Source organism: Campylobacter vicugnae, assembly GCF_002139875.1.
GTDB lineage: Bacteria > Campylobacterota > Campylobacteria > Campylobacterales > Campylobacteraceae > Campylobacter > Campylobacter vicugnae.
In genome coordinates this window covers 1,082,290-1,108,536 of sequence record NZ_CP018793.1, presented here as the reverse complement: position 1 = coordinate 1,108,536, position 26,247 = coordinate 1,082,290, and the positions used below count along the sequence as shown (strand labels likewise).

Below are 26,247 nucleotides of genomic sequence, written 5' to 3'. Positions count from 1 at the left end.
AATTTAGATAGAATCCAAAACTTAATTTTTACCTAAAGGAAAAGTTTATGAAAAGAACTTATCAACCACACAAAACACCTAGAAAACGCACTCACGGCTTCCGCGTTAGAATGAAAACTAAAAATGGCCGCAAAGTAATTAGCGCTAGAAGAGCAAAAGGCAGAGCAAGACTAGCTGCTTAAGATATAAATTGAAAATTAATAAATTTGACTCTATTAGCGATAGTAAAGAGTTTAGCAGAGTCTATCAAAATGCCAAAAAATGGCATTGTGATTTAGCAGTTGTCTATTTTTTAGAGTCAGATACGAGTAGATTTGCCGCAGTAGCAAGTAAAAAGATAGGAAAAGCAGTAGTAAGAAACAGAGTCAAAAGACTCTTTCGTGCTGCATTTTCTACACTTAGCAGTGAACTAAAAGATGGTATATATATCTTTATTGCAAAAAGCGGAGCAGATAAGGTGCCCTTTGAGAAGATTTGTAAAAATTTTAAATGGGCGTTAAAAAGGATGGACTCTATAAGATAGTGAGCGCTCTTATCCTTAAAGTAGCGAATTTAGCACTCTTGTGTTCATTCTGTTTGCAAATTTATAGGCGCAAATTAAATGAAAATTGCTACTAGTTTGGTTATTTTTTATAAAAAATATATCTCACCATTATTGCCAAGGTCGTGCAGATACTATCCTAGTTGTTCTGAGTATGCTCTTTGGCAGCTTAGCCATAGCGGGATAATTGCTTCTATATTTGCTATTAGTCTTCGTATTCTGCGATGCAATCAACTCTTTAGAGGTGGCATAGATTATCCGATTATCAAACGAAAATTTACGCCCTCTTATCTATTTTTAAAGCAGAGTCAAGTAGAGCCAAAGTTTTGGCTCATTCGGCATAAAAAAGATAAATTTTATTTAATAAAAGCATTTGACTATCAAAGGAAAAGAAGTGTTAGATAAACTTTCAACTCAAAAAAGGCTAATCATAGCCACAGTTATATCTGTCTTATTTTTTATAGCTTATGATGCTCTATTTGCACCAAAGCCACCATTAGATTTTAACAAAACAGTAGAACAAAATCAAAGCGCTCCAGCTACTACCACTACAAGCTCAAGCACTGATTCATCAACCAATTTAGCACCAAAACAAATTAGTAAAAATATAGCCACAATTGAAGGCGGTAGTTATAGTGCTACAATTGATGAATTAGGAAGAATTAGTAGCTTTACACTTAAAGATTCTAAATTTAAAAATGAAAATGGAGAGCAAATTTCACTTTTAAAACCTAGCTCACCACTTCCTTTAGAAATTCGTTTTTCTGATACTGCTATAAATGAAGAGGCCTTTAAAGTGCCTTATAAAGCAAGCAGTAGCCAAATTGATGCTAGTAATGCTCCAGCCACTATTACTCTAACACAAAATTTAGGTTCTTTTAATGTTGTTAAAAATATAACTTTCCATCCAGATGGCTCATATGATCTTGAGGTTAAAACTAGTTCAAATCATGAATATTTTATCACTGCTGGATTTCGTCCAATTGTAGCAGTAGATGGATATACAGTTCATGGGGTTTTATTACGAAAAGAAGATGATAGTCTGGAGATTATTGAAGATGGCGATGCTAAAGGCGATGAGGTATTTAGAAGCGTTGATCTTTTAGCAAATAGTGATAGATATTATACAACTCTATTTTATGATAATAAAAGATCAATGGAGGTTTTTATCCAAAACGATGCTGATGAGAATACTTTAAGTTTTATTAGAAATATTGGAAATTTTAGTGTTAAGGGTTATATCGGGCCAAAAGATTATAAAACTTTAAAAGCTATTGAGCCAAGTTTGGTTGATGCTATTGAGTATGGTTGGTTTACATTTATTGCTAAGCCTGCATTTTTATTGCTTGATTGGTTATACTCATTTATAGGCAACTGGGGTTTTGCTATTGTAGCGCTCACTATTATTATCCGTATAGTTTTATTCCCTCTTACATATAAGGGAATGGTCTCTATGAATAAGTTAAAAGATTTAGCTCCAAAAATGAAAGAGATCCAAGCTAAATATAAAGGAGATCCTCAAAAAATCAACGCCCATGTAATGGAATTATATAGAAAGCATGGAGCAAACCCAATGGGTGGTTGTCTGCCAATTTTAATTCAAATTCCAATTTTCTTTGCTATTTATAGGGTTTTATTAAATGCTATTGAGTTAAAAGGAGCTGAATGGATATTATGGATTAATGACCTTGCAGAGCTTGATCCATACTTTATTTTACCTATACTTATGGGTATTACGATGTATATTCAGCAACACATCACTCCAACTAATTTTACCGATCCAATGCAAGAGAAGATTATGAAGTTTTTACCGCTAATATTCACATTTTTCTTTATTACATTCCCAGCAGGGCTTACTCTTTATTGGTTTGTAAATAACCTATGTTCTATAGCTCAGCAGATGGTGGTAAATAAAATATTTGCTCGTCATAAAGCTCAAGAGATAGCGGAGAAACGCCATGAGCATTAAGATTGAAGCTAAGGATTTAGAGGCTGCTTATATAAAAGCAGCTAGTCAACTTGGATGCTCTACTATAAATTTAGAAATTACTCCAATTAGACCAGCTAGAAAGGGCTTTTTGGGCTTTTTTCAAAAAGATGGCCTTTTTGAGGTAGCAATAAAAAAAGATGGAGAAAAAAAGGTTAAAAAACCAAAAAATAATAATAACGAAAGAGTTGAAAAAAGCGATAGAAGCGAAAAGGTAAAAACTCCTAAAATTGAATCTACTCATAAAAATAGTGAAAAAATTGATACAAAAACTACTATAAATCAAAGTGAAATTAAAAGTGAGCCAGTAAAGCTACAACCTGCTAAAAAGCAGACGCTAAATATAGATCACTCTATATTCGATTCATTTCATAAAATTGATGAAAATCAAGCCGCAAAATCTAATGATGATATGCTTATAGAGATTAAGGCTGGACTTGATAAACTTTTTGGTGTAAGTATGTTTGATATTGAAGTTAGCGAGCTTTCAATATATGACGCTGATACAATATATATTAAACTTGATGGTGCTGATGCTGCCTTAATGATAGGTAAAGAGGGTTATAGATACAAAGCGATTTCTTATCTACTATTTAACTGGGTTAATGCTAGATATAATAAAGGAATTCGCCTAGAGATTGCTGAGTTTTTAAAAAATCAAGAAAGTAGTATGGCAGCATATCTAAGTGGCGTAATTGAAAGAGTAGAGTTAATCGGTAAAGCACAGACTAAACCGCTTGATGGCGTGTTAGTTAAGATTGCTTTAGAACAACTTAGAGATAGATTCCCAGATAAATATGTTGGAATTAAAAATAGCGATGAAGGTAAATTTATCGTTATAAATGATTTTCATAAAAAATGAATATTGTAGCACTTGCGACTCCATATGGAGTAGGGGCAATCTCGATTATAAGACTTAGCGGCAAAGATGCTCTAAGCATTGCTGATAAAATATGTGGTAGTTTAACGCCTAGAGTTGCACATTTAAAAGAGTTAAAAGATAGAGATGGCAATGTCTTAGATGAGGCTATTGTTATATATTTTAAGGCTCCATTTAGTTTTACTGGTGAAGATGTTGTGGAGTTTCAAACTCATGGTGGCGTAGTTGTAGCAAATCTAATTATAGATGAAATTTTAGCGTATGGAGCTAGGATTGCTGATCCTGGAGAATTTAGTAAGCGTGCATTGCTAAATGGCAAGATAGATTTAGCTAAGGCTGAGAGTATTCAAGGATTGATAAATGCTAGAAGCGAGGGTGCTGCTAAAATTTTAGCTAGAGTTATGAGTGGTGAGCTTGGTTTATTTTGTGATACTTTGCGTGATGAACTAATATCAACTCTAGCTTATACTGAGACTTGTATTGATTATGCTGATGATGACTTGCCAGCTGATATAATGGAGCAAATTAAGCTAAAATTAAAAGAAGTATCATCAAAACTAGATCGCATAATCTCAATTTCAAATTCCAAAAAAGGCTTAATTGATGGCTATAAAGTAGCTATTATTGGCTGTCCAAATGTAGGTAAAAGCTCAATTTTAAATTCACTTTTAAATTATGAACGCGCTATAATTAGTGATACTCCTGGTACTACTCGTGATACTATTGAAGAGCAGATAAAAGTAGGCACTCATTTAGTACGCATTATCGATACTGCTGGTATTAGGCATAGCGATCATGATATAGAAAATATAGGAATAGAGTATTCTAAAAGAGCTGCTAATAGCGCTGATATAATTATTTGTGTATTTGATAGCTCAAGAGTTAGTAATAGTGAAGATATAGCTATTTTAGATTTTATCAATAGTTTAAATAAAAAGGTGATTTTTGTATTGAATAAATCTGATTTGGAATTTAAATTTGATCTTGATATTGATGGGATTTTGCTTAGTGCAAAAGATGAATGCACAGCTTTAAAATCCGCACTTGAGAGCTATTTAAACTCGCAAGATACAAATGAGATAATGCTAAGCTCAAATCGCCAAATAAAAGCATGCCAAGATGCTAAAAATGCAATTGATAGAGCAACTGAGCTTTTAGATGAGTCTGTGTTGGAGCTATTTGCTTATGAGATAAATAGAGCCATAAAAGAGATAGGAAGCATTACAAAACCACTTCAAAATTCTGAAATTTTAGATAAAATGTTTAGCAGTTTTTGTCTAGGAAAATAAATTTAAAAGGGGAAACATATGGATAAAGAAACGATACAAGCGCATAAAATTAGCGATGATGAATATAAAAAGATATTAGAGATTTTAGGGCGTGAGCCAAATTTACTTGAGCTTGGTGTATTTTCTGCAATGTGGAGTGAGCATTGTAGTTATAAATCATCTAAAAAATATTTAAATGGCTTTCCTACTAAAGCTCCATGGGTTCTTCAAGGTCCAGGCGAGAATGCTGGAGTGATTGATTGCGGTGATGGTATGGCTGCTGTATTTAAGATGGAAAGCCACAATCACCCAAGTTTTATTGAACCGTTTGCTGGTGCTGCTACAGGAGTTGGCGGTATTTTTAGAGATATCTTTACGATGGGTGCTAGGGTTGAGGCTAGTATGAACTCTTTAAGATTTGGGCAGGTTCGTGGAGATGATAAGACTAATCGCCATCAACGCTACTTAGTAAAAGGTGTAGTATCTGGTATTAGCCACTATGGCAATTGTATGGGTGTGCCAACTGTAGGTGGTGAAACTACATTTGATGAGAGTTTTAATGGCAATATTTTAGTTAATGCTTTTGGTCTTGGAATTTGCAAAAGTGATGAGATATTTTATGCAAAAGCTGAAGGCGTAGGAAATCCAGTAATGTATGTTGGGTCAAAAACAGGTAGAGATGGCTTAGGCGGCGCTGTGATGTCAAGCGATAGCTTTAATGAAGAAAATAAATCTCTACGACCAACTGTACAAGTAGGCGACCCGTTTGCTGAAAAGCTTCTTATGGAGGCGTGCTTAGAATTATTTAAGTGCGATTATATTGTAGGTATTCAAGATATGGGAGCAGCTGGTCTTACTTCAAGTAGCTTTGAAATGGCAGGCAGAAGCGGTAGCGGTATGAAAATGTATCTAGATAAAGTACCTATGCGTGAGAGCGGAATGACTCCATATGAGCTAATGCTTAGCGAATCGCAAGAAAGAATGTTAATCTGTGCTAAAAAAGGGTGCGAAGATAAGATAAAAGCAATCTTTGCTAAATGGGATTTAGATGCTGAGATTATCGGAGAGGTAACTGATACTGGTGTGATGGAGTTATACTGGCATGGAGAACTAGCTGGTAGTGTGCCTATTGCTCCACTTAGCGAGGCTGCTCCTATGCTAGATCGCCCAACTAGCAGACCAAAATATCTTGATGAAATTGCAAAAATTAATCTAAATAATATGCCAAATATTAGCAATCAAGAAGCATTTGAGCTATTAATAAAAGATTTAAATGTGGCAAATAAAAGCCTAATATATGATCAATATGATTCAACTGTAGGTACAAATGTAATTAAAAAAGCTGGCAAACTAGGCGCTGCTGTGATGAGAATAAAAGAAAATGGCAAATCAATTGCTATGGGTATGGAGTGTAATACTAGATATAATTATGTAAATCCAAGAATTGGCGCTGCTGCAGCCGTTGCAACAAGTGGTAGAAAAGTGGCTATGAGTGGAGCTACTCCGCTAGCTATTACAGATTGTCTAAACTATGGTAATCCACAAAATCCTGAAGTTATGTGGCAGTTTGCTAATGGCTGCGAAGGGATTAAAGAGGCTTGTGCTGCGCTTAATACTCCAGTAGTTAGTGGTAATGTGAGTCTATATAATGAAACTGATGGTATTAGCATTCAGCCAACTCCAAGTATCGTAACAGTAGGTGTAGGTGAAGATGCTAGTAAGAGCTTGGGTAGTGAGTTTAATAGCGCTGGCGTGAGTGTTTATTTGCTTGGTAAAACTACTGGTGAGTTTGCTGGATCGCTATATATGAAAGTTATAGCAAATCTATGTGCTGGAGAGCTAAAGGAGATTGATTACAAGGCAGAAAGAGCGCTTTGGGATTTAGTAATTGAGGCTAATAAAAATGGAGTTTTAGCTTTTGCTAATAGTGTAGGGGTTGGCGGTATTGCTATAACTCTAGCTAAGATGGCAGCAGTTAGCTCTATTGGTTTTAGTGGTGATGTTAAATTTGATGATAGTCGCTTTATATTTGATGAGAGTTTTTCTAGAGCAGTAGTAGGGGTTAAAGATGCTATTAAATTTGAAGAGCTAGCTAAAAAATATGGAGTTGAGTTTATCAAAATTGGCCTAAGCGGCGGTGATGAGTTTGCTCTAAATGATATAAAAATCAATATAAAAGAACTACAAAATATCTATTTTAGCGAGTTTGTTGCTGTTATTAAAAGTGAAGATTGATAAGTGAATATATTTTTAATCTTAATTGGGCTTGTTGTTGTATTTTGGCTGCTTAGTCGTGGGTTTGCTAGTTCAAACTCTAAAAAACAAAGCCTTCAAGAGCTTCAATATGATGATGCTAAATACCTTATAATGCTTACTGCAAAAGTCGCCAAAAGCGATGGAGTAGTAAGCAAAGATGAGGCTAGTTATATATCGCTTTTATTAGATGATATATGCTTAAAGCTTGGAGATGTTGATGTTAGAGATGATTTAAAAGAGCTATATATTTGGCATAAAGATGGCCATAGCTCAGCCTATGCCATTGCTAAAGAGTATAAACAAAAGATGAGATTTAGCCAAAAAATCTGGATAAATCGTATAGTATTTTTTATGAATTTAGCCTATATTGATGGCGAATTTAACAGCGATGAAAAGATAGTATTGCAAGAAATTTGCGATGGATTTGGCTTGCATAAGAGTATTGTTGATGATCTTTTTGCACATTTTGAGGCTGAGTTTAAAAATTTATCCAAAGATAGTAGCGATATCGATCCGTACGAAGTTTTAGGGGTTTCAAAAGATGCTAGTTTTGAGGAGATTAAGGCTAGTTATCGTAGATTATCTAGAGAGTATCATCCTGATTTTACAATGGATAAAAGTGAAGAGATAATTACTCAAGCAACTAAAAAAATGCAACAAATAAATGAAGCATATGATATGTTAAAAGCTAAATTTAAATAAGGAGCGTAGATGAGAGCATTAATTAGTGTTAGTGATAAAAGTGGTGTGGTTGAGTTTGCTTTAGAGCTTGAGGCTTTGGGTTTTGAGATTTTAAGTACTGGAGGTACATATAAAATCTTAAAAGATAATGGTATTAAGGCTATAGAAGTTAGCGAATTTACTGCTAGTCCTGAGATGTTTGAAGGTAGAATTAAGACACTTCACCCAAAAATCCATGGAGGAATCTTACACAAAAGAGATAATGCTAATCATGTAGAACAAGCTAGTAAGCACGATATCAAAGGTATTGATTTGGTATGTGTAAATTTATATCCATTTAAAGAGACTACAATCCGTACAGATGATTTTGAAGAGATTATTGAAAATATCGATATTGGTGGCCCTACTATGGTAAGAAGTGCAGCCAAAAATTTTAAAGATGTTTTAATAGTTACTGATATAAATGATTATGAAAAAGTGCTTGAAGCACTTAAAAATAAAAATGCTAGCTATGAGTTTAGACGCGATTTGATGATTAAAGCGTATGAACATACCGCAGCATATGATTCTATGATAGCTAACTATATGAATGAGAGATTTAATGGCGGATTTGGTGCTAAAAGATTTATAACTGGATCAAAAGTATTTGATACAAGATATGGCGAAAATCCTCATCAAAAAGGCGCTGCATATGAGTTTGATAGCTTTTTAAGTTTAAATTTTACTCAGTTAAAAGGCGAAGCAAGTTTTAATAATATGACAGATATAAACTCAGCTGTAGCTATCGCTTCGGCATTTGGCGATGCTCCAGCAGTTGCTATTTGCAAACATGCTAATCCATGCGGTTTTGCTATTGGAGAAAATGAGCTTGATAGCTATATAAAGGCTCTTAAATGCGATCCTGTTAGTGCATTTGGCGGAGTAGTAGCAATAAATGGTACTCTTACAAAAGAGCTAGCTCTTAAAACAAAAGAGATATTTATAGAAGTTATAATAGCTGCAAATGTAGAAGAGGGTGTTTTAGAGTTTTATAGTGATAAAAAGCGTACTAAAATCTTTACACAAAATAATAAATTCTTAGTTACTTCTGGTTATAAATGGGACTTTAAACATATTGATGGTGGGTTTGTATTTCAAGAAAAAGATAGCCTAAGTGATAGCGAAGTAGATAACGCTAAGCAAGTTACTACAAAAGCAGCAAGCCCAAGCGAAATAACTGATTTAAAAATTGCATGGAAGATAGCTGCACTTACTAAATCAAACTGCGTTGTTTATGTAAAAGATAGTGTTCTTTTAGCAATTGGTATGGGAATGACTAGTAGGGTTGATGCTGCTAGGGCTGCAGTGGCTAAGGCAAATGATATGGGGATAGATTTAAAGGGTTGTGCTTTGGCTAGTGAAGCCTTTTTCCCATTTGCTGATAGCATAGAGATAGCAGCTAGTGTGGGTGTAGCTAGTGTGATTCAGCCAGGTGGGTCAATTAGAGATGAAGATGTCGTAGCAGCTGCAAATAAGGCTGGTATGAGTATGTATTTTACAGCCATTCGCCACTTTTTACACTAATAAATTTAGGCTTTTTTATAAGCCTAAATTTGCTTTTTAAATTTGAAAAAATCTTATTACATTTTATGATTAAATTTATCTTATTAATCTTTTTATTAGCATAAAAATTATATACTCAAAGTTTGAAAAAATAAAAAAGGATGAACCGTGATAAATACCATAGGTAAAAAAATTGTCTTAAGTATGATTGTTGTTCTGTTTGTTAGCTTTGTTGCTATGCAATTTATCATAATTGCACAGTTTAATAGCTCATCTACTCAACTCACAAAAGATAATCTAAATATGCTAAGCACCTCTATATTTCAAACTGTTCAAACAGCTATGAATACAGGCGACCCACAAATTATAGAAAAATCAGTTCATGATGCAAGTTTAATCAAAGGCGTAGCATCTTTAAATATTTATCGTTCTGATGTTGTATCTGAAGGGTTTGGATTAGATAAGGTGGTGCCCAAGGATAATATTATCAAAGAGCAATTTATAAATCCAAAAAATTATACAGAGACTATCAAAACCGAAGATGACCATCAATTAAGATTAGTTACTCCAATTATTGCTAAGAGCGAATGTTTAGCTTGTCATGCTTTATCTAAAGAAAATGATGTTTTAGGCGTGATGGATTTATCATACTCATTAAATGCTATGGATAAAGATTTAAGAGATAAAAGCGTTATGTTTTTATTGATATTTGCCATTTCGCTTATTTTAACAGTTGTAATTGTTTTAGTAGTTCTTCGCAAGGTTGTTATCGCTCCAATTACAGAACTTTTAAACCGTGCTAAGGATTTAAGTAGTGGTGATGGAGATTTAAGTGCTAGAATTTCAGTAAAGAGTAATGATGAGATTGGCCAATCTTGCACGCATATAAATGCTTTTATAGAAAAAATTCAAGATATTGTCAAAAAAGCACAAAATAGCGCTAAAAGCGTAGAGAGTCAAACCTTAACCTTAAACAATAACGCATCAATGCTATTAGATAGCACAGAAGCTGGCAAGACTCAAGCTAGAGATTCATATGCAGTAAGCAAGAGTATATCTGATGAGTTAGAGATGTCAACAGATAAATCAACTAAAGCCGCTGGGGCAAATAAACAATCATATGATGAGCTCGAAGAGATGATTCAATCTTTAAATGAGGTAGTAACTCGTCTAAATGAGGCTAATGCTAAAGAACAAGAAATAGCTCATAAAACCATAAGCGTAGTAAGCCAAACTGAAGATATGAAAAAGGTCTTAGATATTATAGGCGATATAGCTGATCAGACAAATTTACTTGCGCTAAATGCAGCTATAGAAGCAGCTCGCGCTGGAGAGATGGGAAGAGGCTTTGCAGTAGTAGCTGAAGAGGTAAGGGTACTAGCTGAAAAGACAAATCAATCATTAAGTGGCATAAACTCAAATGCTCAAAATATGATAGAATCAACTAGAGAACTAGGTGTTGCATTAAATCAAAATGCTAAAAATATCGCACTTATTAGCACAAGTGCTAATGAATTAATGGACAGAGCAAGAGTAACTCAAATAACTACAAATGAGTCTATGCAAATAGCTCAAGAGGTCTCAGCAATGGCTATAGCAATTAATGATAAGATAAAGGCGTTGCTAAATCAATCTGAAAATTCAGTAGAGGCTTTTGATAACAATGCAAAGATAGCTCATCAATTCTTAGAAGTATCAACTAGTTTAAAAGATGTATCAACTACACTAGAAGATGATTTAAATAAATTCAAAACCTAATCCAAATATAGCCACCAGCTAGGTGGCTAGAACTATATCCTTTTTTTAATTTAAATTTAATTATAATTAATAATTCAAAGTTAAAATTTAAATTTAAAAAATATTAAGGATTTAATAATGAAAAATATGGGCGAACCAAGGATAAAAATCGTCGCTATGCCAAGCGATACAAATCCAGCTGGCAATATATTTGGTGGATGGATTCTTTCTCAAATTGACCTTGCTGGTGCTATAGCTGCTAGAGAGTTAGCACCTATAAGAGTTGTAACAATCTCGATGAAAGAGGTAATTTTCAAAGAGCCGGTATTTATCGGTGATATTGTTAGTTGCTATGCAAAAATAACTCAAGTAGGTCAAACTTCAATAACAACAGTGGTAAAAGTAGTCGTGCAAAGATTAAATTCGCAAGGATTTTGTGAGTGTGTTCCAGTTACAACTGCTGAAGTAACTTATGTTAGCGTAGATGAAAAAGGTAATAAAAAATTAATAGATAAAGATTTAAAAAGATTACATGGATTTTAAGAGTATTATGCCTCGTTTGAGGCATAATAGCTATTTTTTACAACTTTTTTTGCCTATTAGTGAGTATAATGGGCAATATCCATATACTGCAGTAAGCAAAGGAACAAGTCCGATTAACCACCACCAGCATTGGCATACAAATCCAAATACAAAAAATATTACAGCTGCTATTATTAGTCTTATAGTTTTATCTAAGTTACTCATATTATATCCTTTTTTTATTTTTAAGCTTTAGCATGTATCATAGCTTGCATAACCATAGGCTTCATTAAATATACCTTAACAGCCCAGTTTAGCCAACTTTCTCTTGTAGAACCCATACATTCTAATGTCGGTGCGGCTCCTTTATAATTAAACTCAACCATAACAGCCTTACCATATCTAGTAAGTAGCGGGCAAGCTGTATAGCCATCGAATTTAGCCTCTAAAGGTTCATTTTTTAAGTGAGATAATATATTTGCTCCTACAACTGGATATTGTTTGCGTATACTTGCTCCTGTTTTGCCTTTTGGTACTCCAGCGCAATCTCCTAGTGCAAATATATTTGGATATTTTTTGTGTTGCAATGTATATTGATCAACATCAACCCAATTGCCAGCTACATCGCCTTTGCTTGTGTTTAAACTAGCTTGAGTTATAAAATCAGCACTTTTCATTCTAGGCACTACAAATAGATAATCATATGGTATTTCTACTCTCTCTTTTGCTGTTTTTTGTATTGAGTCTTGAGTATAAGGCATTAGTTTGTCAAATTTAGCTATTTGATTTATTGTATCAACTTCTACTAAAAGGTGGCGTGTTTTATACTCCATATCTCTTTGTATATATATTTGTTCAATCATCTTAGCGTGCAATGGGCTTGAGAGCATATTTGCACTACCTATACATAGTATAGTTTTTAAAGATTTTTGGTTATTTTTTTGACCTAAATCATTTAATAACATATTTACCTTTTTATTTGCTCCACCGCATTTTGATGGTGTATTTGGCTCGGCAAATAGAGCATTGCCTCCATTTTTAATCAATTCTTGAATAAATTTATTTGCTTTTGTTGCTCCATTTGGAGTATATATACTAGTAATTTTAGAGTTAGGGTCTTCTATAATATCAGCATTTAAACCTTTTACACTTTGAAAATCATAATATACCCCAGTAGAGATTATTAAATAATCATATTTATGGATATTGCCATCATTTGTTGTAAGTGAATTATTATTTGGATCTACGCTTTGTACATTTTGTTTTACCCATTTTACTTTTTCATTTATTAGATCTGCTTTATCATATTTTGTATCTTTGGTAGTATAAACACCAGCAGTAATTAGCGTAAATCCAGGCTCATAATGCATTGTTTGATTTGCATCATATAAGGTAACATTTGCTTTTGGCATTATATCTATTAGATGAGCACTCATTGTGATACCGCCAAGTCCAGCTCCTATGATAGCTATATTTGGAGATAAATCACTTGCAGCTTTGGCTTGTGTAGGTATAGTAACAGAAGTAGCTGCTAAGGCAGAACCTAAGGTAAATATTTTTAGAGCGTCTCTGCGAGATTTTTGAATTTCGTTCATAATATATCCTTTATTAGGGAAATAGATATTATGATTATATATAGATTTTCTATTTTTATCAGTGATAAAGTCACAAAAGATTATAAATTTAAAATAATTATTTTCCCGCGCTCTAATTTTATTAGATTCTCTTTTTCCATATCTTTTAAAATTCTTGATACCACCTCTCTTGCAGTACCTAAATGGCTAGCAAGTATTTCGTGAGTAATTTGAATTTGATTATTTGTAACATTTTGTTTAAGAAAATCAATAATCCTTTGTGTAATTGGCGTAAATAGAGCTTGTGCCATAACTTTAATAGCACTAGCTAATCTTATGGATAAAAGCTCTACTACAAAAGATGCTATTGATGGATATTTATCCTTTAATACTGAAAAGTAACTAGAGTGCAATAAGAGTATTTTTGTATCTTTATTGGCTTGTAAATTTAATTCAAGTTGCAAATTATCAGTTATACAATTAGCACAAAGTAAGCATTCATCTCCAGAGTTAAGATTAAATACTGTTATCTCTTTTCCTGTTGCAGATATGGCATATGCTCTTAAATTCCCTTTTAATACATATATAAAACCTTGACAGCTATTTTTATTGATTATTACATCATCGCCTTTTTTAAATTCCATTATTTTAACATTTGAAATAACGGTATCTAAATCTTCTTTAGACAAATTAAATTTTTTAAATTTATCTATAAATTGCTCTATATCTTTTTTCATTTGGTAACTTTATCACTGAAAATTTGCATTATTTTATCTATAATTCCTTAAAAATATATAAGGATATAAGAAGATGAATAGGCGTAATTTTTTAAAATTTACCCTTATAACTAGTGCTACACCACTTTTAGCCGATCAAGAAATATCAAGGCAGAATTCTCAAATGATGAGTATAATAGATCTTGATTTATGCGATGGGTGCGAAGGTTTTGAAGTGCCAAAATGTATAAGCGCTTGCAAAGCACATAATAAAGATAAATTCCCAGATCCTAAAAAGCCTATAATGAATTATTGGCCTCAAAAAAAATATGAAGATTATAGTGATAAAAAAGATATTATAGATAGATTAACCCCATATAATTGGACATATGTTCAAAAGATAGAGATAAATGGTAAAAAGATAAATATACCAAGACGCTGTATGCATTGCGATAACCCTCCATGCCAAAAATTATGCCCTTTTGGCGTTATAAGCAAAGATAAATATGGAGCTGTAGATATTGATAAGGATTTTTGCTTTGGCGGTGCTAAATGTAGAGATGCTTGTCCGTGGCAGATACCGCAGCGTCAAGCTGGAGTTGGATTATATTTAAATATAGCACCAAAATTAGCAGGTGGCGGTGTAATGTATAAATGCGATATGTGTAAAGATCTGCTAAATAAAGGCGATAAGCCAGCATGTCAAAATCAATGCCCAAAAAAAGCTATAAAATTTGCTCCAAAAAATGAGATAATGAGTATAGTAAATAAAGAAAACAGGCATATATATGGATTAAAAGAAAATGGTGGAACATCTACAATATATTTAAGTAGTGTAGATTTTGAATCTATAAATGAAGCAATAACAAAAAAATATGAAAATTTATCAAATAAAATAGGCAGACCTCATATGGCTAGAGTAGATAGTCCATTACAAAAGAGCGAAAATTTAGCTATGGCTGTAATGATTACTCCACTAGCTGCAATAGGTGCTGCAACTATATCTGCTATAAAATGGAATAAAAAGGATAAATAATGAAAATATATAGACAGAGTTTGCAAAATCGTATTATACATTGGGGAGTTGCTATATCTACTTTTGGACTTATTTTAACTGGTATATTTCAAATGCCAGTGGCTAAAAGATATGGCGTAGCAAATATATGGGAATGGAGTGGCGAGTATTTTGAAGGTTTAGTATTGCATTATATCTTTGCTATAGGGCTTATATTTTTTGGAGTTTATCATATAGTTTATCATAGTTTAAAAAAAGAGTTTGATATCATACCTAAAAAGGGAGATATAAAAAATAGTTATTTAGTTATAAAATCTATGATAACAAAAGATCAAGAACCACCAAACCAAAAATATCTACCAGAACAACGCTTAGCATATATAGCAATTGCTTTTACGCTTTTTATACTAGTATTTACAGGATTAATAAAAACATATAAGAATTTATTAGGATTTGATATAGCAAATTGGGCATATTTTTGGGCAGCACAATTGCATAATTTGGGTATGATACTTATCATAATATTAATTATTGCCCATTTAGCAGCCTTTATACCTAAAATTAATCGCTTTTTGCTTATTTCAATGTTTAGTGGCAAGGTAGATGCAAAATACACATTAAAGCGTCATCAATTGTGGAAAGAGGGTATAAAAGAGGCTAATAAAATATTAAAAAATGGTAAGAGTAAAAATGAGTAGAATAAGCAATTTCCCTATTATGTTTTTTGCTATTATAATGGGATTTGGCGGATTTAGTATGGCTATAAGAAAAGTCAGTGTAGTATTTGAAATTAATAGTTTATATTTTGATATATTTAAAATTATTACATCTGCTATTTTTTTATTGGTTGTATTATTGTATGCTATTAAAATATTTATAAATATCGATGAGGTAAAAAGTGAATTTAATCACCAAATAAGATTAAATTTCTTTGGTGCGATACCTATATCTTTTTTAATTTTAGCCAATCTATGGCAAAAAAGTATTGTATATGAGTGGTTGTTTTATAGTGGTTTAATATTGCAAACCTATATAACTTTTAGGGTTATTGCATTTTGGATTAATAAGAATTTAGAGATCAAGCACTCCAATCCAGCTTGGTTTATACCAGTAGTAGGCAATTTAATAGTTGTTATATCATCAGATAAAAACTATGAATGGTTATGGTATTATTTTAGCATAGGGGTATTTTTTTGGATTATTTTATTTTCTATAATGTTTTATAGAATATTATTTCATGAGCAGCTAGCACAAAAATTTATGCCTACACTATTTATTATGATAGCTCCTCCAGCTGTTGGATTTTTGGGATATTGTAAGCTTGTAGGATTTGATGTTGCTGCTAATATTATGCTTAATCTTACTATATTTTTTAGTTTTATGGTGATTTATATGTATAAAAATTTTTTAAAACTTAAATTTTTCTTATCATGGTGGGCATTTATTTTTCCTAGTGCTGCAGCTTCTATAGCGATTTTAGAGGGTTATAATATTAATAACAACATAGCTTTTCTCTACATAGGAATGACTATTTTTATCTTGCTTTGTGTGATGGTTATATATGTATCTTATCATACTGTAAAAAATATTATAGCAAAAAATATATGCGTAATGGAATGATTAAAGAATTTTAAAGAAATTTAAGGTATAATTAGCACTTTTTAATCAAAATTTCAAAAGGTATATAGTGTTTGAACTTATTGGCGAATCATTAAAATCAGCTGTAAATAAACTTAAATTTGTTGATGATGAAAAGGCTTTAAAAAACGCATTAGAAACACTTAAAAAGTCGCTTTTAAAGGCTGATGTCTATCACAAGGTAACAAAAGAGCTTGTAGGACTTGTAGAAGCCGATATGAAAAAGGGTGCTATAGGCCAAAAGCAGTTTTTAGATAGCATAAAAGCAAATTTAACCAATATATTAACCGCTCCAAATGATGGCAATAAAGGTAGTGGGTTTGTATTTGCTCCAAATCCTCCAACAGTTGTATTAATGGCTGGATTGCAAGGTGGTGGTAAAACCACAACAACTATAAAGCTAGCAAGTTATCTAAAAGCACGCAAAAAGCGTGTTTTAGTAGCTGCAGCCGACTTACAGCGTTTAGCAGCAGTAGAACAACTTAGACAACTTTGTAGTGCAAATGAGATTGAGCTTTTTAGTATAGATGGTGAGAGTAATTCAGTAAATGTAGCTAAAGAAGCATTAAAAAAAGCAAAAGATGGTCTTTATGATGTGCTTTTAGTAGATACTGCTGGTCGTCTAGCAATCGATGAAGCATTAATGAGTGAATTAAAAGAGGTTAAATTTGCATTAAATCCAGATGAGATATTCTATGTCGCTGATGCAATGAGTGGTCAAGATGGCGTTCGCACTGCTACTAGTTTTAATGAAGCGCTTGGCATTACTGGGGTTATTTTAAGTAAATTTGATGCTGATACAAAAGGCGGTGTAGCTATAGGTATAGCACATCAAGTTGGAATTCCTCTTAGATTTATTGGTGTAGGTGAGAAGGTAGCTGATCTTGAAAGTTTTATTCCTGATAGAATTGTAGGTAGAATTTTAGGAGAGGGAGATTTAGCAACTTTAGCTGAAAAAGCTTCTACTATCATAGATGAAAAAGAGGCTAAAAAATTAAATAAAAAGATTAAAAAGGGCGAGTTTAATTTTAATGATTTTATAGCTCAGCTTGAGAGTGTTAAAAAGCTTGGAAGTATGAAAGGGATCTTAGGAATGATTCCTGGTATGAGCTCAATGGCAAATCAGCTAAAAGATATTGATCTAGACAATTCAGAACAGATTAAACATATAAAAGCAATGATAAGCTCAATGACTCCAAAAGAAAGAGAAAATCCAGATCTATTAAATAACGCTAGAAAGCGTAGAATCGCTGCTGGTGCTGGGCTTGATCAGATGACTGTAAATAGATTTTTAAAGCAATTTAATAGTGCTGCAAAACTGGCTAAAAAATTCTCAAATAAAGATAGTATGAAAGGTTTTGCAAATATGCTAGCAAATGCTAACCGCCCTAGATAATTAGGGTTTATTTATGGCTATAAATTTAGCTATAACTAAGCCTTATAAAAAATATTTTAGGAGAAAGAAATGGCAACAGTAGTAAGACTAACAAGAATGGGACGCAAAAAAAGACCATTTTATCGTATTGTAGTAACTGATAGTAGAAAAAGACGTGATAGCGGATGGATTGAAAGCATCGGTTATTATAACCCAATGGTAGAACCAGAAGTAGTTAAATTTGATGCTGAGAGATTAGCATACTGGAAAAGTGTTGGCGCTAAATTAAGCGATAGAGTCGCTCAAATTACAAAATAATGGTTGAAGATTTTTTAAAAGAGTATGCTAAACTTATAAGCGATTCTCCTGAGATTATTCGTACTGAACGGATAAATCTTGGCGAGAATTTTGATGAGATAATTATCTATGCTAGTAAGGCTGATACTGGAAAATTAATTGGCAAAGATGGCAAGATGATTAATGCTATCAAAACAGTAGTTATAGGCTATAAAGCAAAAGATCCAACCTCATATAGAATTACGGTAAAAGCTATTGAAGAGTGATCTAGTAGAGGTTTGCATACTTGGCAAAACTGTAGGGCTAAAGGGGGCTTTAAAGCTTCATAATCGTAGTGATTTTATAGAGCAGTATAAAAAAGGTGCTAAATTTTATGATAAATTTGGCAATCTTTTTTCTATTAAAAGCTATGAACCTTCAAATTCACTTGTAATTTTTGATGGTTATGAAAGTATAGAAGAGGCAAAAGGCCTTGTAAATAAAGTATTATATCGTACTTTAGAAGATACTAAAAAGAGCTGTAAGCTTAAAAAAGATGAGTATTTTTATTTTGATATTATAGACTCAATGGTTTATGAAGATGGAACCTTGCTTGGTAAAATTAATGATATTTTAGAAGTTGGTGCTGGATTTTTATTTAGTATTGAGACAGATCAAGATTTAGTTAAAAATAATCTATCTAAGCAATTCTATATCCCTTATCAGGATAATTTTATTATAAAAGTTGATATATCTAATAAGAGAATAGATGTTAAAAATTCCATGAATATACTGCTTAATTCTTAAATTTGGCTATGAAATTTAATTTTATTACACTATTTCCAAATTTAGTAACTCCATATTTTACTGATTCTATACTAGGTAGAGCTTGCCAAAATGGCATTATAGAGATTAATTGTATTAATCCTAGAAATTATACAAAGCAAAAACATGATAAAGTTGATGAGTATATGATTGGCGGTGGTGCTGGTCTTTTGATGTATGCACAGCCTCTTTGTGATGCAATTGATAGCATAGGGCAGACACATGTAATATATCTTACTCCAGCTGGAAAGAAATTTAATCAAAATGATGCTAAAAGACTTGCAAAATTTAACAATATTACTTTTATTTGTGGCAGATATGAAGGTATAGATGAGCGAGTGGTTGAAAGTAAGGTAAATGAGGTTTTTTGTATCGGAGATTTTATTTTAACAGGTGGTGAGCTTGCTGCTATGAGTATTTGTGATGCTGTTAGTCGCAATATTTCTGGAGTGTTAGGCAATGCAAATTCTTTAGATATTGAGAGTTTTGAAAATGGAATTTTGGAGGCTCCAAGCTTTACAAAGCCAAATATTTTTAATGGTTCACCTGTACCTTCAGCTTTTTTAAAGGGTAATCATAGTATAATCATCGCTCTAAAAAATCATATGGCGCTTTGCAAAACTCGGTTTTTTCGCCCTGATTTGTATCAAACTCTTAAATCGCCAAAACTTTAAGGAAAAAAGATGAGAAATAAATATATTGAAGCATTTGAAAATGCTCAAATCGCGACTAAGTCTGTGCCTGACTTTCGTGCTGGTGATACTTTGAGAATTGCTATCCACATCAAAGAAGGCGACAAAAGCAGAATCCAAAATTTTGAAGGTGTATGTATAGCTCGTCGTGGTAGTGGAACTGGTGAGACTTTCATTATTCGCAAAATTGGTGCCAATAGTGTTGGTGTAGAGAGAATTTTCCCTATTTATAGCGATAGCTTAGAGAGTATTACAGTTTTACGTAGAGGTCGTGTAAGACGCTCGAAACTATTCTATCTACGTGATAGACGCGGTAAAGCTGCTAGAATTAAAGAGCTTAAAAAGTAATCAATTACAATTTTCTTTGCCCCTTTTTTGGGGCTTTTCTTCTATTTATTATTTATATTATCAATATTTTTGGAATCTATTATGGAAAAAGTTGTTTTTAATTTTAATATATTTGATGGCGTTAAAACTGCTATGCTTTGTGAGAGCGAATTTAGCAAAGAGATTCGTATTACAATGTCTAAAGACGCTATTATGAAAGAGCATAGAGCGCCAAATGCTATAATTGTTCAAGTACTTCGTGGGCAGATTGAATTTGAGATGAGTGGTAACATTATTGTTATGAATGAATTTGATATGATTACACTTCCATCTCTTGTGTCGCACTCTTTAAAGGCTTTAGAAGATTCTATAATAAGACTAAGTTTATCAAAATCAGATAGCCATACAAGAGTATTTAAAGTAGCAAATAGTTAATTTTGTCGCATTTTATTCTAATTTAGAGTTTTTCTCTAAATTAGAATATTATCCCTTCTCTATCTTGCTTTTCTAGGATATTATTTTGTTCTTTTGGTAAAGGCGAGGTAGTAGTATATAATGCATCTACTCCGTTATAAACTTTACGATATACACCAGGAGGCATATCAAATTCTCTTTTAGTTTGTGGGTATTCATTTATATACTCTTGCATAAATTGCTTAAATACTGGTGCAGCTGTCCTAGATCCGCCTTCTACATATCTCATTGGAGTATTATTATCGTTTCCATACCAAATTAAGACTTGAATTTCTGGTGCAAATCCACAAAACCAAGCATCTACACTCTCATTTGTAGTTCCGGTTTTTCCTGCTAGTTCAATCCCTTCAACTTTTGCTGAACGACCAGTTCCATTATTTACAACATCTTGAAGCATTTTAACCATCAAATAGGCCTGTTCTGGCTTTATGATTTGGCTACTTTTTGGTTCAAATGTAAATACTTCACCATTTTTGTCTTCCACTAAATTAATTAGTCTAGTCTCATGTTTAGTGCCAAGTCCTGGGAATATCGAGTATTGTTCGCTATAATCCATAAGACTAACTCCAAAGCTTCCAAGTGCAATTGATAGGTTATTAGGAATATCTTTAAAACCAAAATCCTCTAAATCCCTTTGAACTACATCAAGCCCAATAGAATTTAAAAGATTTATTGTAGCAAGATTACGCGATTGTTTTAATGCATCATTTAAAGTGATTAAGCCTTTAAAATTACCACTAAAGTTTTTAGGCTTCCAGTCTTGATCTTCTTTATTATTTTTATTTACTCCTTCATAAATTCTAGATATATCAGCTATTTTGCTTTGTGGGGATAATCCTTGGTTTAAAGCAATTTGATATATAAATGGTTTAAAACTAGAACCAGGCTGGCGAGAGCTTTGTGTAGCACGGTTAAAGTTGCTTTTAGCATAATCTACACCACCTACTAAAGCTAGTATATCTCCATTTGTAGGATTAGTAACAATCATTGCGCCATTTAATACTGTGGTATTTGCGTCTTTATTTCGTTTTAGGATTTCGTTATAGCCAAATTTAAGTGCATTTTGTGCTATCTCTTGTACTTTTAAATCAGCATTTAAAGTGATTTTATATCCACCATATCGTATATCAGGATAGAGTGGAGCTAACTGCTTTATGGTCTCATCTACTAGATATGGAGCTTTGTTTTGGGTTAGGGTTTGATCATAGATTTTTGGCGTCTCTTTTATAGCAGCTTGATACTCTTTAGTAGTTATCCAGCCGATATTATGCATTCTTAGAAGTACGCTGTTTGCCCTTGATAGCGATAGATCTAGGTGCCTTGTAGGGTCATAGCTGCTAGGTGCTTTTGGTAGGCCCACTAGTATAGATATCTCTTTTAAGCTAAGCTCATCAAGATTTTTTTTAAAATATCCAAGCGCAGCAGTCTTAATCCCATAATATCCATGGCCAAAATAGACTTGATTTAAATAGCGTTCAATTATCTGCTCTTTTGTTAGCTTATGTTCAACCTCATAAGAAATTATCACCTCTTTTAGTTTTCTAGTAAATTTCTTCTCTCTTGTTAATAGCATATTTTTAACTAGTTGTTGGGTTAGAGTTGAGGCACCTTCAACTAGTGCCATAGCTTGAATATCTTTAATAGCTGCTCTAAAAATAGCCTCATAATTGATACCGCCATGTTCGAAAAATGCAGTATCTTCTATAGCAATGAGTGCTTCTATAATGCGTGGCGGAATTTGGTTAAATTTAGCGTATTGTCTATTTTCTTCATCAAAGATATAGGCAATTAAATCCCCATTTCTATCATATATATGTGTTGTAAGTTTTGGATTATAATCTACAATTTTTGATATATCTATTTTGATTTGTGAATAAAAATATATAATTCCAGCTATACCGCCTAGAGCTATAAGTATAAGTAGATTAAAAATATATTTCATAAAAATGCCTTTAAATTTATAATATCTAGACCCATAGCTGTGGGTTTGTTGCCAGTTTCTTGCTCGATATATTTTTTGTTAAATCCCTCTATCATCATTGCTCCAGCCTTATCTTTCCATAAATTGCTTACGATATAACTATCTAAATCATTTTTATCAAATTTGCTAAATTTATAACTTGCGACACTAAGCATATCAATTGTAATTTTACGACTGACAAATTTCATAGCTGTATATACGCTTGTTAGAGTGTTGCTTTGAAGTTCTAGCATATATCTAGCATGCTCTTGATCTTTTGCTTTACCTAAAATTATTCCTTGACACGCTACGCTGCTATCGGCAAATAGCACTCGATCATATTTATCTTTAAAATTATCAAAAAATTGCTTAGCCTTATGGTTTGTAACGCTCATAGCATATTTAGCCGGTGGCAAATTTGGATCAAAATCTTCATCATATTCCATACAAACTTGAATAAACTCTATCTTATACTCTTGTAAAATCAAAGCTCTACTAGCAGAACTTGATGCTAAAACTATCATAAAAATCCTCTAAATGTTACACCAAGATATATATTAATAAACGATAATACAATATTTAAAGGGGTAAAATAATATATTATAAGAATTAAATTTTCATGACTCATTAGCATATCATCTTTTATAAACGCCCCTTTAGCTTGATGATATTTATACCAAATATAAGCAATATTTGCACAGATAAAAATAAGTATTGCAATTTTGGTTTTGACAATAGCCTCAACCATCGGATCGCCTATAGGAAAATAATTACTATAAGACATATATATCCCACTAAATAATAAAAATCCAACCATTGCTAAAGCAATAAATAAAAACTTATTAAATTCTTTTAAGATTAGTTTATAACGATGGGGATTTTGTTCAATATCTCTAAAGCAGTAATGTCCGCAAACTACAACCGTAATCTCTAAAGCAATAAATAGCACCGCTATGCTAATATGCATAAAAGGTGCTATTTGATCAAGCCTTGCAAAGGCACTATTTAGTGTGTTCAAAGTTTATTCTCTATTAATTGATTAGCCTCTTTTAGGGCGTTTGATATTTTGCTTATATCTTTTCCCCCAGCAGTAGCAAAATCATCTCTACCGCCTCCGCCTCCGCCTACAATTGGAGCGATCGCTTTTACTAATTCTCCAGCTTTTATATTGCAGTTTTTAGCTCCTGCTGCTAGCATTACCTTATCATCTTTAGCACTAGCTAAAAATATTACAACGCTATCAAATTTATTTTTTATCTCATCAATTTTTGCCTTTATATCGCCATTAAACTCACCTACAACTACATTTACTCCATTTATAAGCTTAGAGCTTAGCTCTACTGATGAAGTAGCATTTTTTATCTCATTTTGAAGAGATTTTATCTCATCTTTTAATTTAGCAATAGCAGCAATTGGGTTTGCACCTTTTAGGCTAGTTTTAATCTCTTCTAGCTCATTTCTTAATTCATTTGCATAATTTAGTGCCGCTCTTGAACAAACTGCTTCAATGCGTCTTACACCAGCACTTACGCCACTTTCTTTGATGATAAAGAAACTTCCAATCTCATTGATGTTTTCTACGTGAGTACCACCGCATAGCTCTTTTGAACAACCTAGGGTGAGTACTCGAACTTTATCGCCATATTTTTCACCAAAGAGTGCTATAGCACCACTATTTTTGGCTGAGTTTATATCCATTATCTCTACTTTTGCAGCTGCACCAGCTTGAATTTGGTCATTTACAAATTTTTCAATTTGGGCTAACTCATCACTACTTACAGGTTTTGGATGGCTAAAGTCAAATCTTAATTTATCAGCCTCTACGCTACTTCCAGCTTGAGATATATGTGAGCCTAAAATGCTTCTAAGCGCTGCGTGAAGTAGGTGTGTGGCTGAGTGGTGACGACGGATTTCTAATCTATTTGGACTTACTTTGCACTCCACCATTTCACCTGTTTTTATTTGAGATATTGTGTGAATTTGACTTAAGTTTAGACCAAAATATTTTTTAGTATCTAATACTGGATTGCTATTTATCTCTCCACTATCTCCACATTGCCCACCACTTTGTGCATAAAATGGAGTGCGATCTAGCATTATATAGCCATCTTGACCACTTTTTAACTCATTAGTAATTTTAAATTCGCTATCAAGTAGAGCCAAAACCTTGCTAGTAGAGTTTAAGCTACTATATCCGATAAATTCATTTTCACCAAATTTTTCAAGTAAAACTTTAAAATCACCACTCTCTTTAGCAGCATCGCCACTTCCTTTCCAGCTAGCTTTTGCTCTTGCTTTTTGTTCATTCATTAAAGCATCAAATTTAATAGCATCTACACTTAAGCCTTTTTCTCTTAACATATCTGCAGTTAGATCTAATGGAAAGCCATAAGTATCATAAAGCTTAAACGCTACTTCGCCACTAAAGATATCTTTAGTTTTAGCAAGCTCTTGATTAAATAGATCTAATCCAGCAGCAATAGTAGCTAAAAATCTCTCTTCTTCAAGTTTGATTAGCTCTTTTACATACTCTTTTTTCTCATTTAGATATTCATAGTGGCCACCCATTAACTCTACTACTTTATCTACGAGTTTATACATAAATGGTTCTTTAATTCCAAGTAAGTAGCCATGTCTTAAAGCTCGTCTTAGGATTCTTCTTAAGACATATCCACGACCTTCTTTATCAAAATTTACACCTTGAGCTAGCAAGAATACAACCGATCTAATATGATCGCTAATAACTCTAAAGCTTGCACCACTTTCATATTCATAGGTTAAATTTGCAATCTTAGCTACTTCGTTGATAAGTGGCATAAATAACGAACTATCATAGTTGCTAAATTTACCCTCTTTAATAGCTGTAACTCTCTCAAGCCCCATACCTGTATCAATGCTAGGTTTTGGCAAAGGAGTCATAGTCCCATCGCTACTTCTTTCAAATTGCATAAATACTAAATTCCAAATCTCTAAAAATCTATCACCATCGCCACCCATATAGTCTTCATCACTATTAAAATGCTCAGCACCTTGGTCATAAAATATCTCACTACATGGACCACATGGGCCAGTATCACCCATCGCCCAGAAGTTATCCTTATCACCAAATTTATAGATTCTCTCTTTTTGGATGTGTTTTTGCCAAATTTCATAAGCTTCATCATCATTTTCATGCACAGTTACATATAATCTATCTTTTGGTAGTTTTAAAACTTCAGTAACAAATTCCCAAGCATAGGCAATTGCTTCAGTTTTAAAATACTCACCAAAGCTAAAATTACCAAGCATTTCAAAAAATGTATGGTGTCTAGCTGTATAGCCTACATTATCTAAATCATTGTGTTTGCCTCCAGCTCTAATGCAAGTTTGGCAACTTGTGCGGATTGGCGGGGTAGGGCGTGGTACATCTCCAGTAAATATGCTTTTAAATGGAACCATTCCGGCATTTGTAAATAATAAAGTTGCATCATCTGGTACTAGTGCAGATGAGGCTATAACCTCATGTCCTTTACTTTTAAAAAATTCTAAATACTCTTTTCTAATATCCATAGATTTTCCCTATTTTAAAAAAATGGCTAGATTGTATCATAAATTTACTAAATTTACTAAATTTTATATAAATTTTTATATTTAAATTATGAAATTTAAGCAATAACTAGCTATAATTTTTGGATTAATTTAACTAAAGGATATCTAATGGCAAAAGATTCAAACGGAACAGAGCTAAATGCAGGTGATAGCGTTACAGTTATTAAAGATTTAAAGGTAAAAGGTGCTAGTAGCACAATTAAGCGTGGTACAACAATTAAAAATATAAAATTAACAAGCAAAGATAGCGAGGTGGAGTGCAAGATGAATGGCGTTGGCACAGTAGTGCTAAAGTGTGAATTTTTAAAGAAAATCTAATTAAATTTATTCTAAATAAGCCTAGAAATCTAGGCTTTATTCTTAATTAAGGCTC

The 26,247-nt window shown here is 32.8% G+C and carries 29 protein-coding genes; 22 read left to right on the top strand and 7 right to left on the bottom strand.

What is annotated here, in order from left to right; all coding sequences use genetic code 11:
* The first annotated feature begins 47 nt into the window (after positions 1-47).
* From rpmH to CVIC12175_RS05695, 11 genes are all read left to right on the top strand, one after another.
* Positions 48-182 carry a 50S ribosomal protein L34 gene (rpmH, locus tag CVIC12175_RS05745; RefSeq protein ID WP_086237623.1) on the top strand — a complete coding sequence of 45 codons (135 nt, stop codon included), beginning with the start codon at positions 48-50 and terminating at the stop codon, positions 180-182.
* Between the two features lie 8 nt (positions 183-190).
* Entirely contained in the window at positions 191-523 is a 333-nt protein-coding gene (rnpA, locus tag CVIC12175_RS05740) for a ribonuclease P protein component (RefSeq protein WP_086247060.1), read from the top strand.
* A gap of 78 nt (positions 524-601) precedes the next feature.
* On the top strand, positions 602-946 hold the full coding sequence (gene yidD, locus CVIC12175_RS05735) for a membrane protein insertion efficiency factor YidD (RefSeq protein ID WP_086248791.1): 345 nt from the start codon (positions 602-604) through the stop codon (positions 944-946).
* Complete coding sequence (gene yidC, locus CVIC12175_RS05730; RefSeq protein ID WP_086315904.1) at positions 936-2,510, top strand: membrane protein insertase YidC; 1,575 nt, start codon at positions 936-938, stop codon at positions 2,508-2,510. The genes yidD and yidC overlap by 11 nt, the downstream gene beginning before the upstream one ends.
* On the top strand, positions 2,506-3,390 hold the full coding sequence (locus tag CVIC12175_RS05725) for a Jag N-terminal domain-containing protein (RefSeq protein WP_236861106.1): 885 nt from the start codon (positions 2,506-2,508) through the stop codon (positions 3,388-3,390). Before yidC ends, CVIC12175_RS05725 begins: the two co-directional genes overlap by 5 nt.
* Positions 3,387-4,697: a tRNA uridine-5-carboxymethylaminomethyl(34) synthesis GTPase MnmE gene (mnmE, locus tag CVIC12175_RS05720; RefSeq protein ID WP_086256925.1), complete on the top strand. Its 1,311-nt coding sequence runs from the start codon at positions 3,387-3,389 to the stop codon at positions 4,695-4,697. Before CVIC12175_RS05725 ends, mnmE begins: the two co-directional genes overlap by 4 nt.
* An 18-nt stretch (positions 4,698-4,715) precedes the next feature.
* Positions 4,716-6,911 carry a phosphoribosylformylglycinamidine synthase subunit PurL gene (gene purL / locus CVIC12175_RS05715; RefSeq protein ID WP_086256926.1) on the top strand — a complete coding sequence of 732 codons (2,196 nt, stop codon included), beginning with the start codon at positions 4,716-4,718 and terminating at the stop codon, positions 6,909-6,911.
* 3 nt (positions 6,912-6,914) lie between these two features.
* Positions 6,915-7,634, top strand: a complete 720-nt coding sequence (locus tag CVIC12175_RS05710; RefSeq protein ID WP_086256927.1) for a DnaJ domain-containing protein — start codon at positions 6,915-6,917, stop codon at positions 7,632-7,634.
* Positions 7,635-7,643: 9 nt separating this feature from the next.
* A complete protein-coding gene (gene purH / locus CVIC12175_RS05705; RefSeq protein ID WP_086256928.1) occupies positions 7,644-9,176 on the top strand; it encodes a bifunctional phosphoribosylaminoimidazolecarboxamide formyltransferase/IMP cyclohydrolase in 1,533 nt (510 codons plus the stop codon).
* 183 nt (positions 9,177-9,359) lie between these two features.
* Positions 9,360-10,913 carry a methyl-accepting chemotaxis protein gene (locus CVIC12175_RS05700; RefSeq protein WP_086256947.1) on the top strand — a complete coding sequence of 518 codons (1,554 nt, stop codon included), beginning with the start codon at positions 9,360-9,362 and terminating at the stop codon, positions 10,911-10,913.
* Between the two features lie 117 nt (positions 10,914-11,030).
* Positions 11,031-11,435 (top strand): acyl-CoA thioesterase, encoded by a 405-nt coding sequence (locus CVIC12175_RS05695; RefSeq protein ID WP_086247068.1) that lies wholly within the window; start codon positions 11,031-11,033, stop codon positions 11,433-11,435.
* A 30-nt stretch (positions 11,436-11,465) separates the two neighbouring features.
* Here the strand turns inward: CVIC12175_RS05695 and CVIC12175_RS05690 are convergent, their stop codons facing one another.
* The 3 genes from CVIC12175_RS05690 to CVIC12175_RS05680 all read right to left on the bottom strand — a co-directional run bounded on the left by CVIC12175_RS05690 (position 11,466) and on the right by CVIC12175_RS05680 (position 13,725).
* Entirely contained in the window at positions 11,466-11,639 is a 174-nt protein-coding gene (locus CVIC12175_RS05690; RefSeq protein WP_086256929.1) for a YgaP family membrane protein, read from the bottom strand.
* A 20-nt stretch (positions 11,640-11,659) separates the two neighbouring features.
* Complete coding sequence (locus tag CVIC12175_RS05685) at positions 11,660-13,009, bottom strand: NAD(P)/FAD-dependent oxidoreductase (protein WP_086256930.1); 1,350 nt, start codon at positions 13,007-13,009, stop codon at positions 11,660-11,662.
* Positions 13,010-13,089: 80 nt separating this feature from the next.
* Positions 13,090-13,725 carry a Crp/Fnr family transcriptional regulator gene (locus CVIC12175_RS05680; protein WP_086256931.1) on the bottom strand — a complete coding sequence of 212 codons (636 nt, stop codon included), beginning with the start codon at positions 13,723-13,725 and terminating at the stop codon, positions 13,090-13,092.
* Between the two features lie 73 nt (positions 13,726-13,798).
* Here CVIC12175_RS05680 and CVIC12175_RS05675 point away from each other — a divergent pair, with 73 nt between their 5' ends.
* The 10 genes from CVIC12175_RS05675 to CVIC12175_RS05630 all read left to right on the top strand — a co-directional run bounded on the left by CVIC12175_RS05675 (position 13,799) and on the right by CVIC12175_RS05630 (position 20,287).
* Positions 13,799-14,740, top strand: a complete 942-nt coding sequence (locus CVIC12175_RS05675; RefSeq protein WP_086256932.1) for a 4Fe-4S dicluster domain-containing protein — start codon at positions 13,799-13,801, stop codon at positions 14,738-14,740.
* Complete coding sequence (locus CVIC12175_RS05670; RefSeq protein WP_086302799.1) at positions 14,740-15,417, top strand: cytochrome b/b6 domain-containing protein; 678 nt, start codon at positions 14,740-14,742, stop codon at positions 15,415-15,417. Before CVIC12175_RS05675 ends, CVIC12175_RS05670 begins: the two co-directional genes overlap by 1 nt.
* Complete coding sequence (locus CVIC12175_RS05665) at positions 15,410-16,339, top strand: SLAC1 anion channel family protein (protein WP_236861058.1); 930 nt, start codon at positions 15,410-15,412, stop codon at positions 16,337-16,339. The genes CVIC12175_RS05670 and CVIC12175_RS05665 overlap by 8 nt, the downstream gene beginning before the upstream one ends.
* A gap of 67 nt (positions 16,340-16,406) precedes the next feature.
* Positions 16,407-17,753: a signal recognition particle protein gene (locus tag CVIC12175_RS05660; RefSeq protein WP_086302795.1), complete on the top strand. Its 1,347-nt coding sequence runs from the start codon at positions 16,407-16,409 to the stop codon at positions 17,751-17,753.
* Positions 17,754-17,822: 69 nt separating this feature from the next.
* Positions 17,823-18,050 carry a 30S ribosomal protein S16 gene (rpsP, locus tag CVIC12175_RS05655; protein ID WP_086247075.1) on the top strand — a complete coding sequence of 76 codons (228 nt, stop codon included), beginning with the start codon at positions 17,823-17,825 and terminating at the stop codon, positions 18,048-18,050.
* Positions 18,050-18,295: a KH domain-containing protein gene (locus CVIC12175_RS05650; RefSeq protein WP_086247076.1), complete on the top strand. Its 246-nt coding sequence runs from the start codon at positions 18,050-18,052 to the stop codon at positions 18,293-18,295. Before rpsP ends, CVIC12175_RS05650 begins: the two co-directional genes overlap by 1 nt.
* Positions 18,285-18,815, top strand: a complete 531-nt coding sequence (rimM, locus tag CVIC12175_RS05645) for a ribosome maturation factor RimM (RefSeq protein WP_086248806.1) — start codon at positions 18,285-18,287, stop codon at positions 18,813-18,815. Before CVIC12175_RS05650 ends, rimM begins: the two co-directional genes overlap by 11 nt.
* Before the next feature lie 8 nt (positions 18,816-18,823).
* Positions 18,824-19,507, top strand: coding sequence for a tRNA (guanosine(37)-N1)-methyltransferase TrmD (gene trmD, locus CVIC12175_RS05640; RefSeq protein ID WP_086302793.1), 684 nt, complete (start codon positions 18,824-18,826; stop codon positions 19,505-19,507).
* 9 nt (positions 19,508-19,516) lie between these two features.
* The gene (rplS, locus tag CVIC12175_RS05635) at positions 19,517-19,873 is read left to right on the top strand and encodes a 50S ribosomal protein L19 (RefSeq protein ID WP_086224039.1); all 357 of its coding nucleotides are present in this window, start codon (positions 19,517-19,519) and stop codon (positions 19,871-19,873) included.
* A gap of 81 nt (positions 19,874-19,954) precedes the next feature.
* Positions 19,955-20,287: a cupin domain-containing protein gene (locus CVIC12175_RS05630; RefSeq protein ID WP_086256264.1), complete on the top strand. Its 333-nt coding sequence runs from the start codon at positions 19,955-19,957 to the stop codon at positions 20,285-20,287.
* Between the two features lie 40 nt (positions 20,288-20,327).
* On the opposite strand, the gene CVIC12175_RS05625 is transcribed toward CVIC12175_RS05630, so the two are convergent.
* The 4 genes from CVIC12175_RS05625 to alaS are packed head-to-tail and all read right to left on the bottom strand — an operon-like array spanning position 20,328 to position 25,835.
* Positions 20,328-22,268 carry a transglycosylase domain-containing protein gene (locus tag CVIC12175_RS05625; protein WP_086315903.1) on the bottom strand — a complete coding sequence of 647 codons (1,941 nt, stop codon included), beginning with the start codon at positions 22,266-22,268 and terminating at the stop codon, positions 20,328-20,330.
* Positions 22,265-22,810, bottom strand: coding sequence for a septum formation inhibitor Maf (gene maf / locus CVIC12175_RS05620; RefSeq protein WP_086315902.1), 546 nt, complete (start codon positions 22,808-22,810; stop codon positions 22,265-22,267). The genes CVIC12175_RS05625 and maf overlap by 4 nt, the downstream gene beginning before the upstream one ends.
* Positions 22,807-23,304: a hypothetical protein gene (locus tag CVIC12175_RS05615; RefSeq protein ID WP_086247082.1), complete on the bottom strand. Its 498-nt coding sequence runs from the start codon at positions 23,302-23,304 to the stop codon at positions 22,807-22,809. Before CVIC12175_RS05615 ends, maf begins: the two co-directional genes overlap by 4 nt.
* Positions 23,301-25,835, bottom strand: a complete 2,535-nt coding sequence (gene alaS, locus CVIC12175_RS05610) for an alanine--tRNA ligase (RefSeq protein ID WP_086302787.1) — start codon at positions 25,833-25,835, stop codon at positions 23,301-23,303. Before alaS ends, CVIC12175_RS05615 begins: the two co-directional genes overlap by 4 nt.
* Before the next feature lie 147 nt (positions 25,836-25,982).
* Here alaS and CVIC12175_RS05605 point away from each other — a divergent pair, with 147 nt between their 5' ends.
* Complete coding sequence (locus tag CVIC12175_RS05605; protein ID WP_086302786.1) at positions 25,983-26,192, top strand: alkylphosphonate utilization protein; 210 nt, start codon at positions 25,983-25,985, stop codon at positions 26,190-26,192.
* The last annotated feature ends 55 nt before the right edge of the window (positions 26,193-26,247 follow it).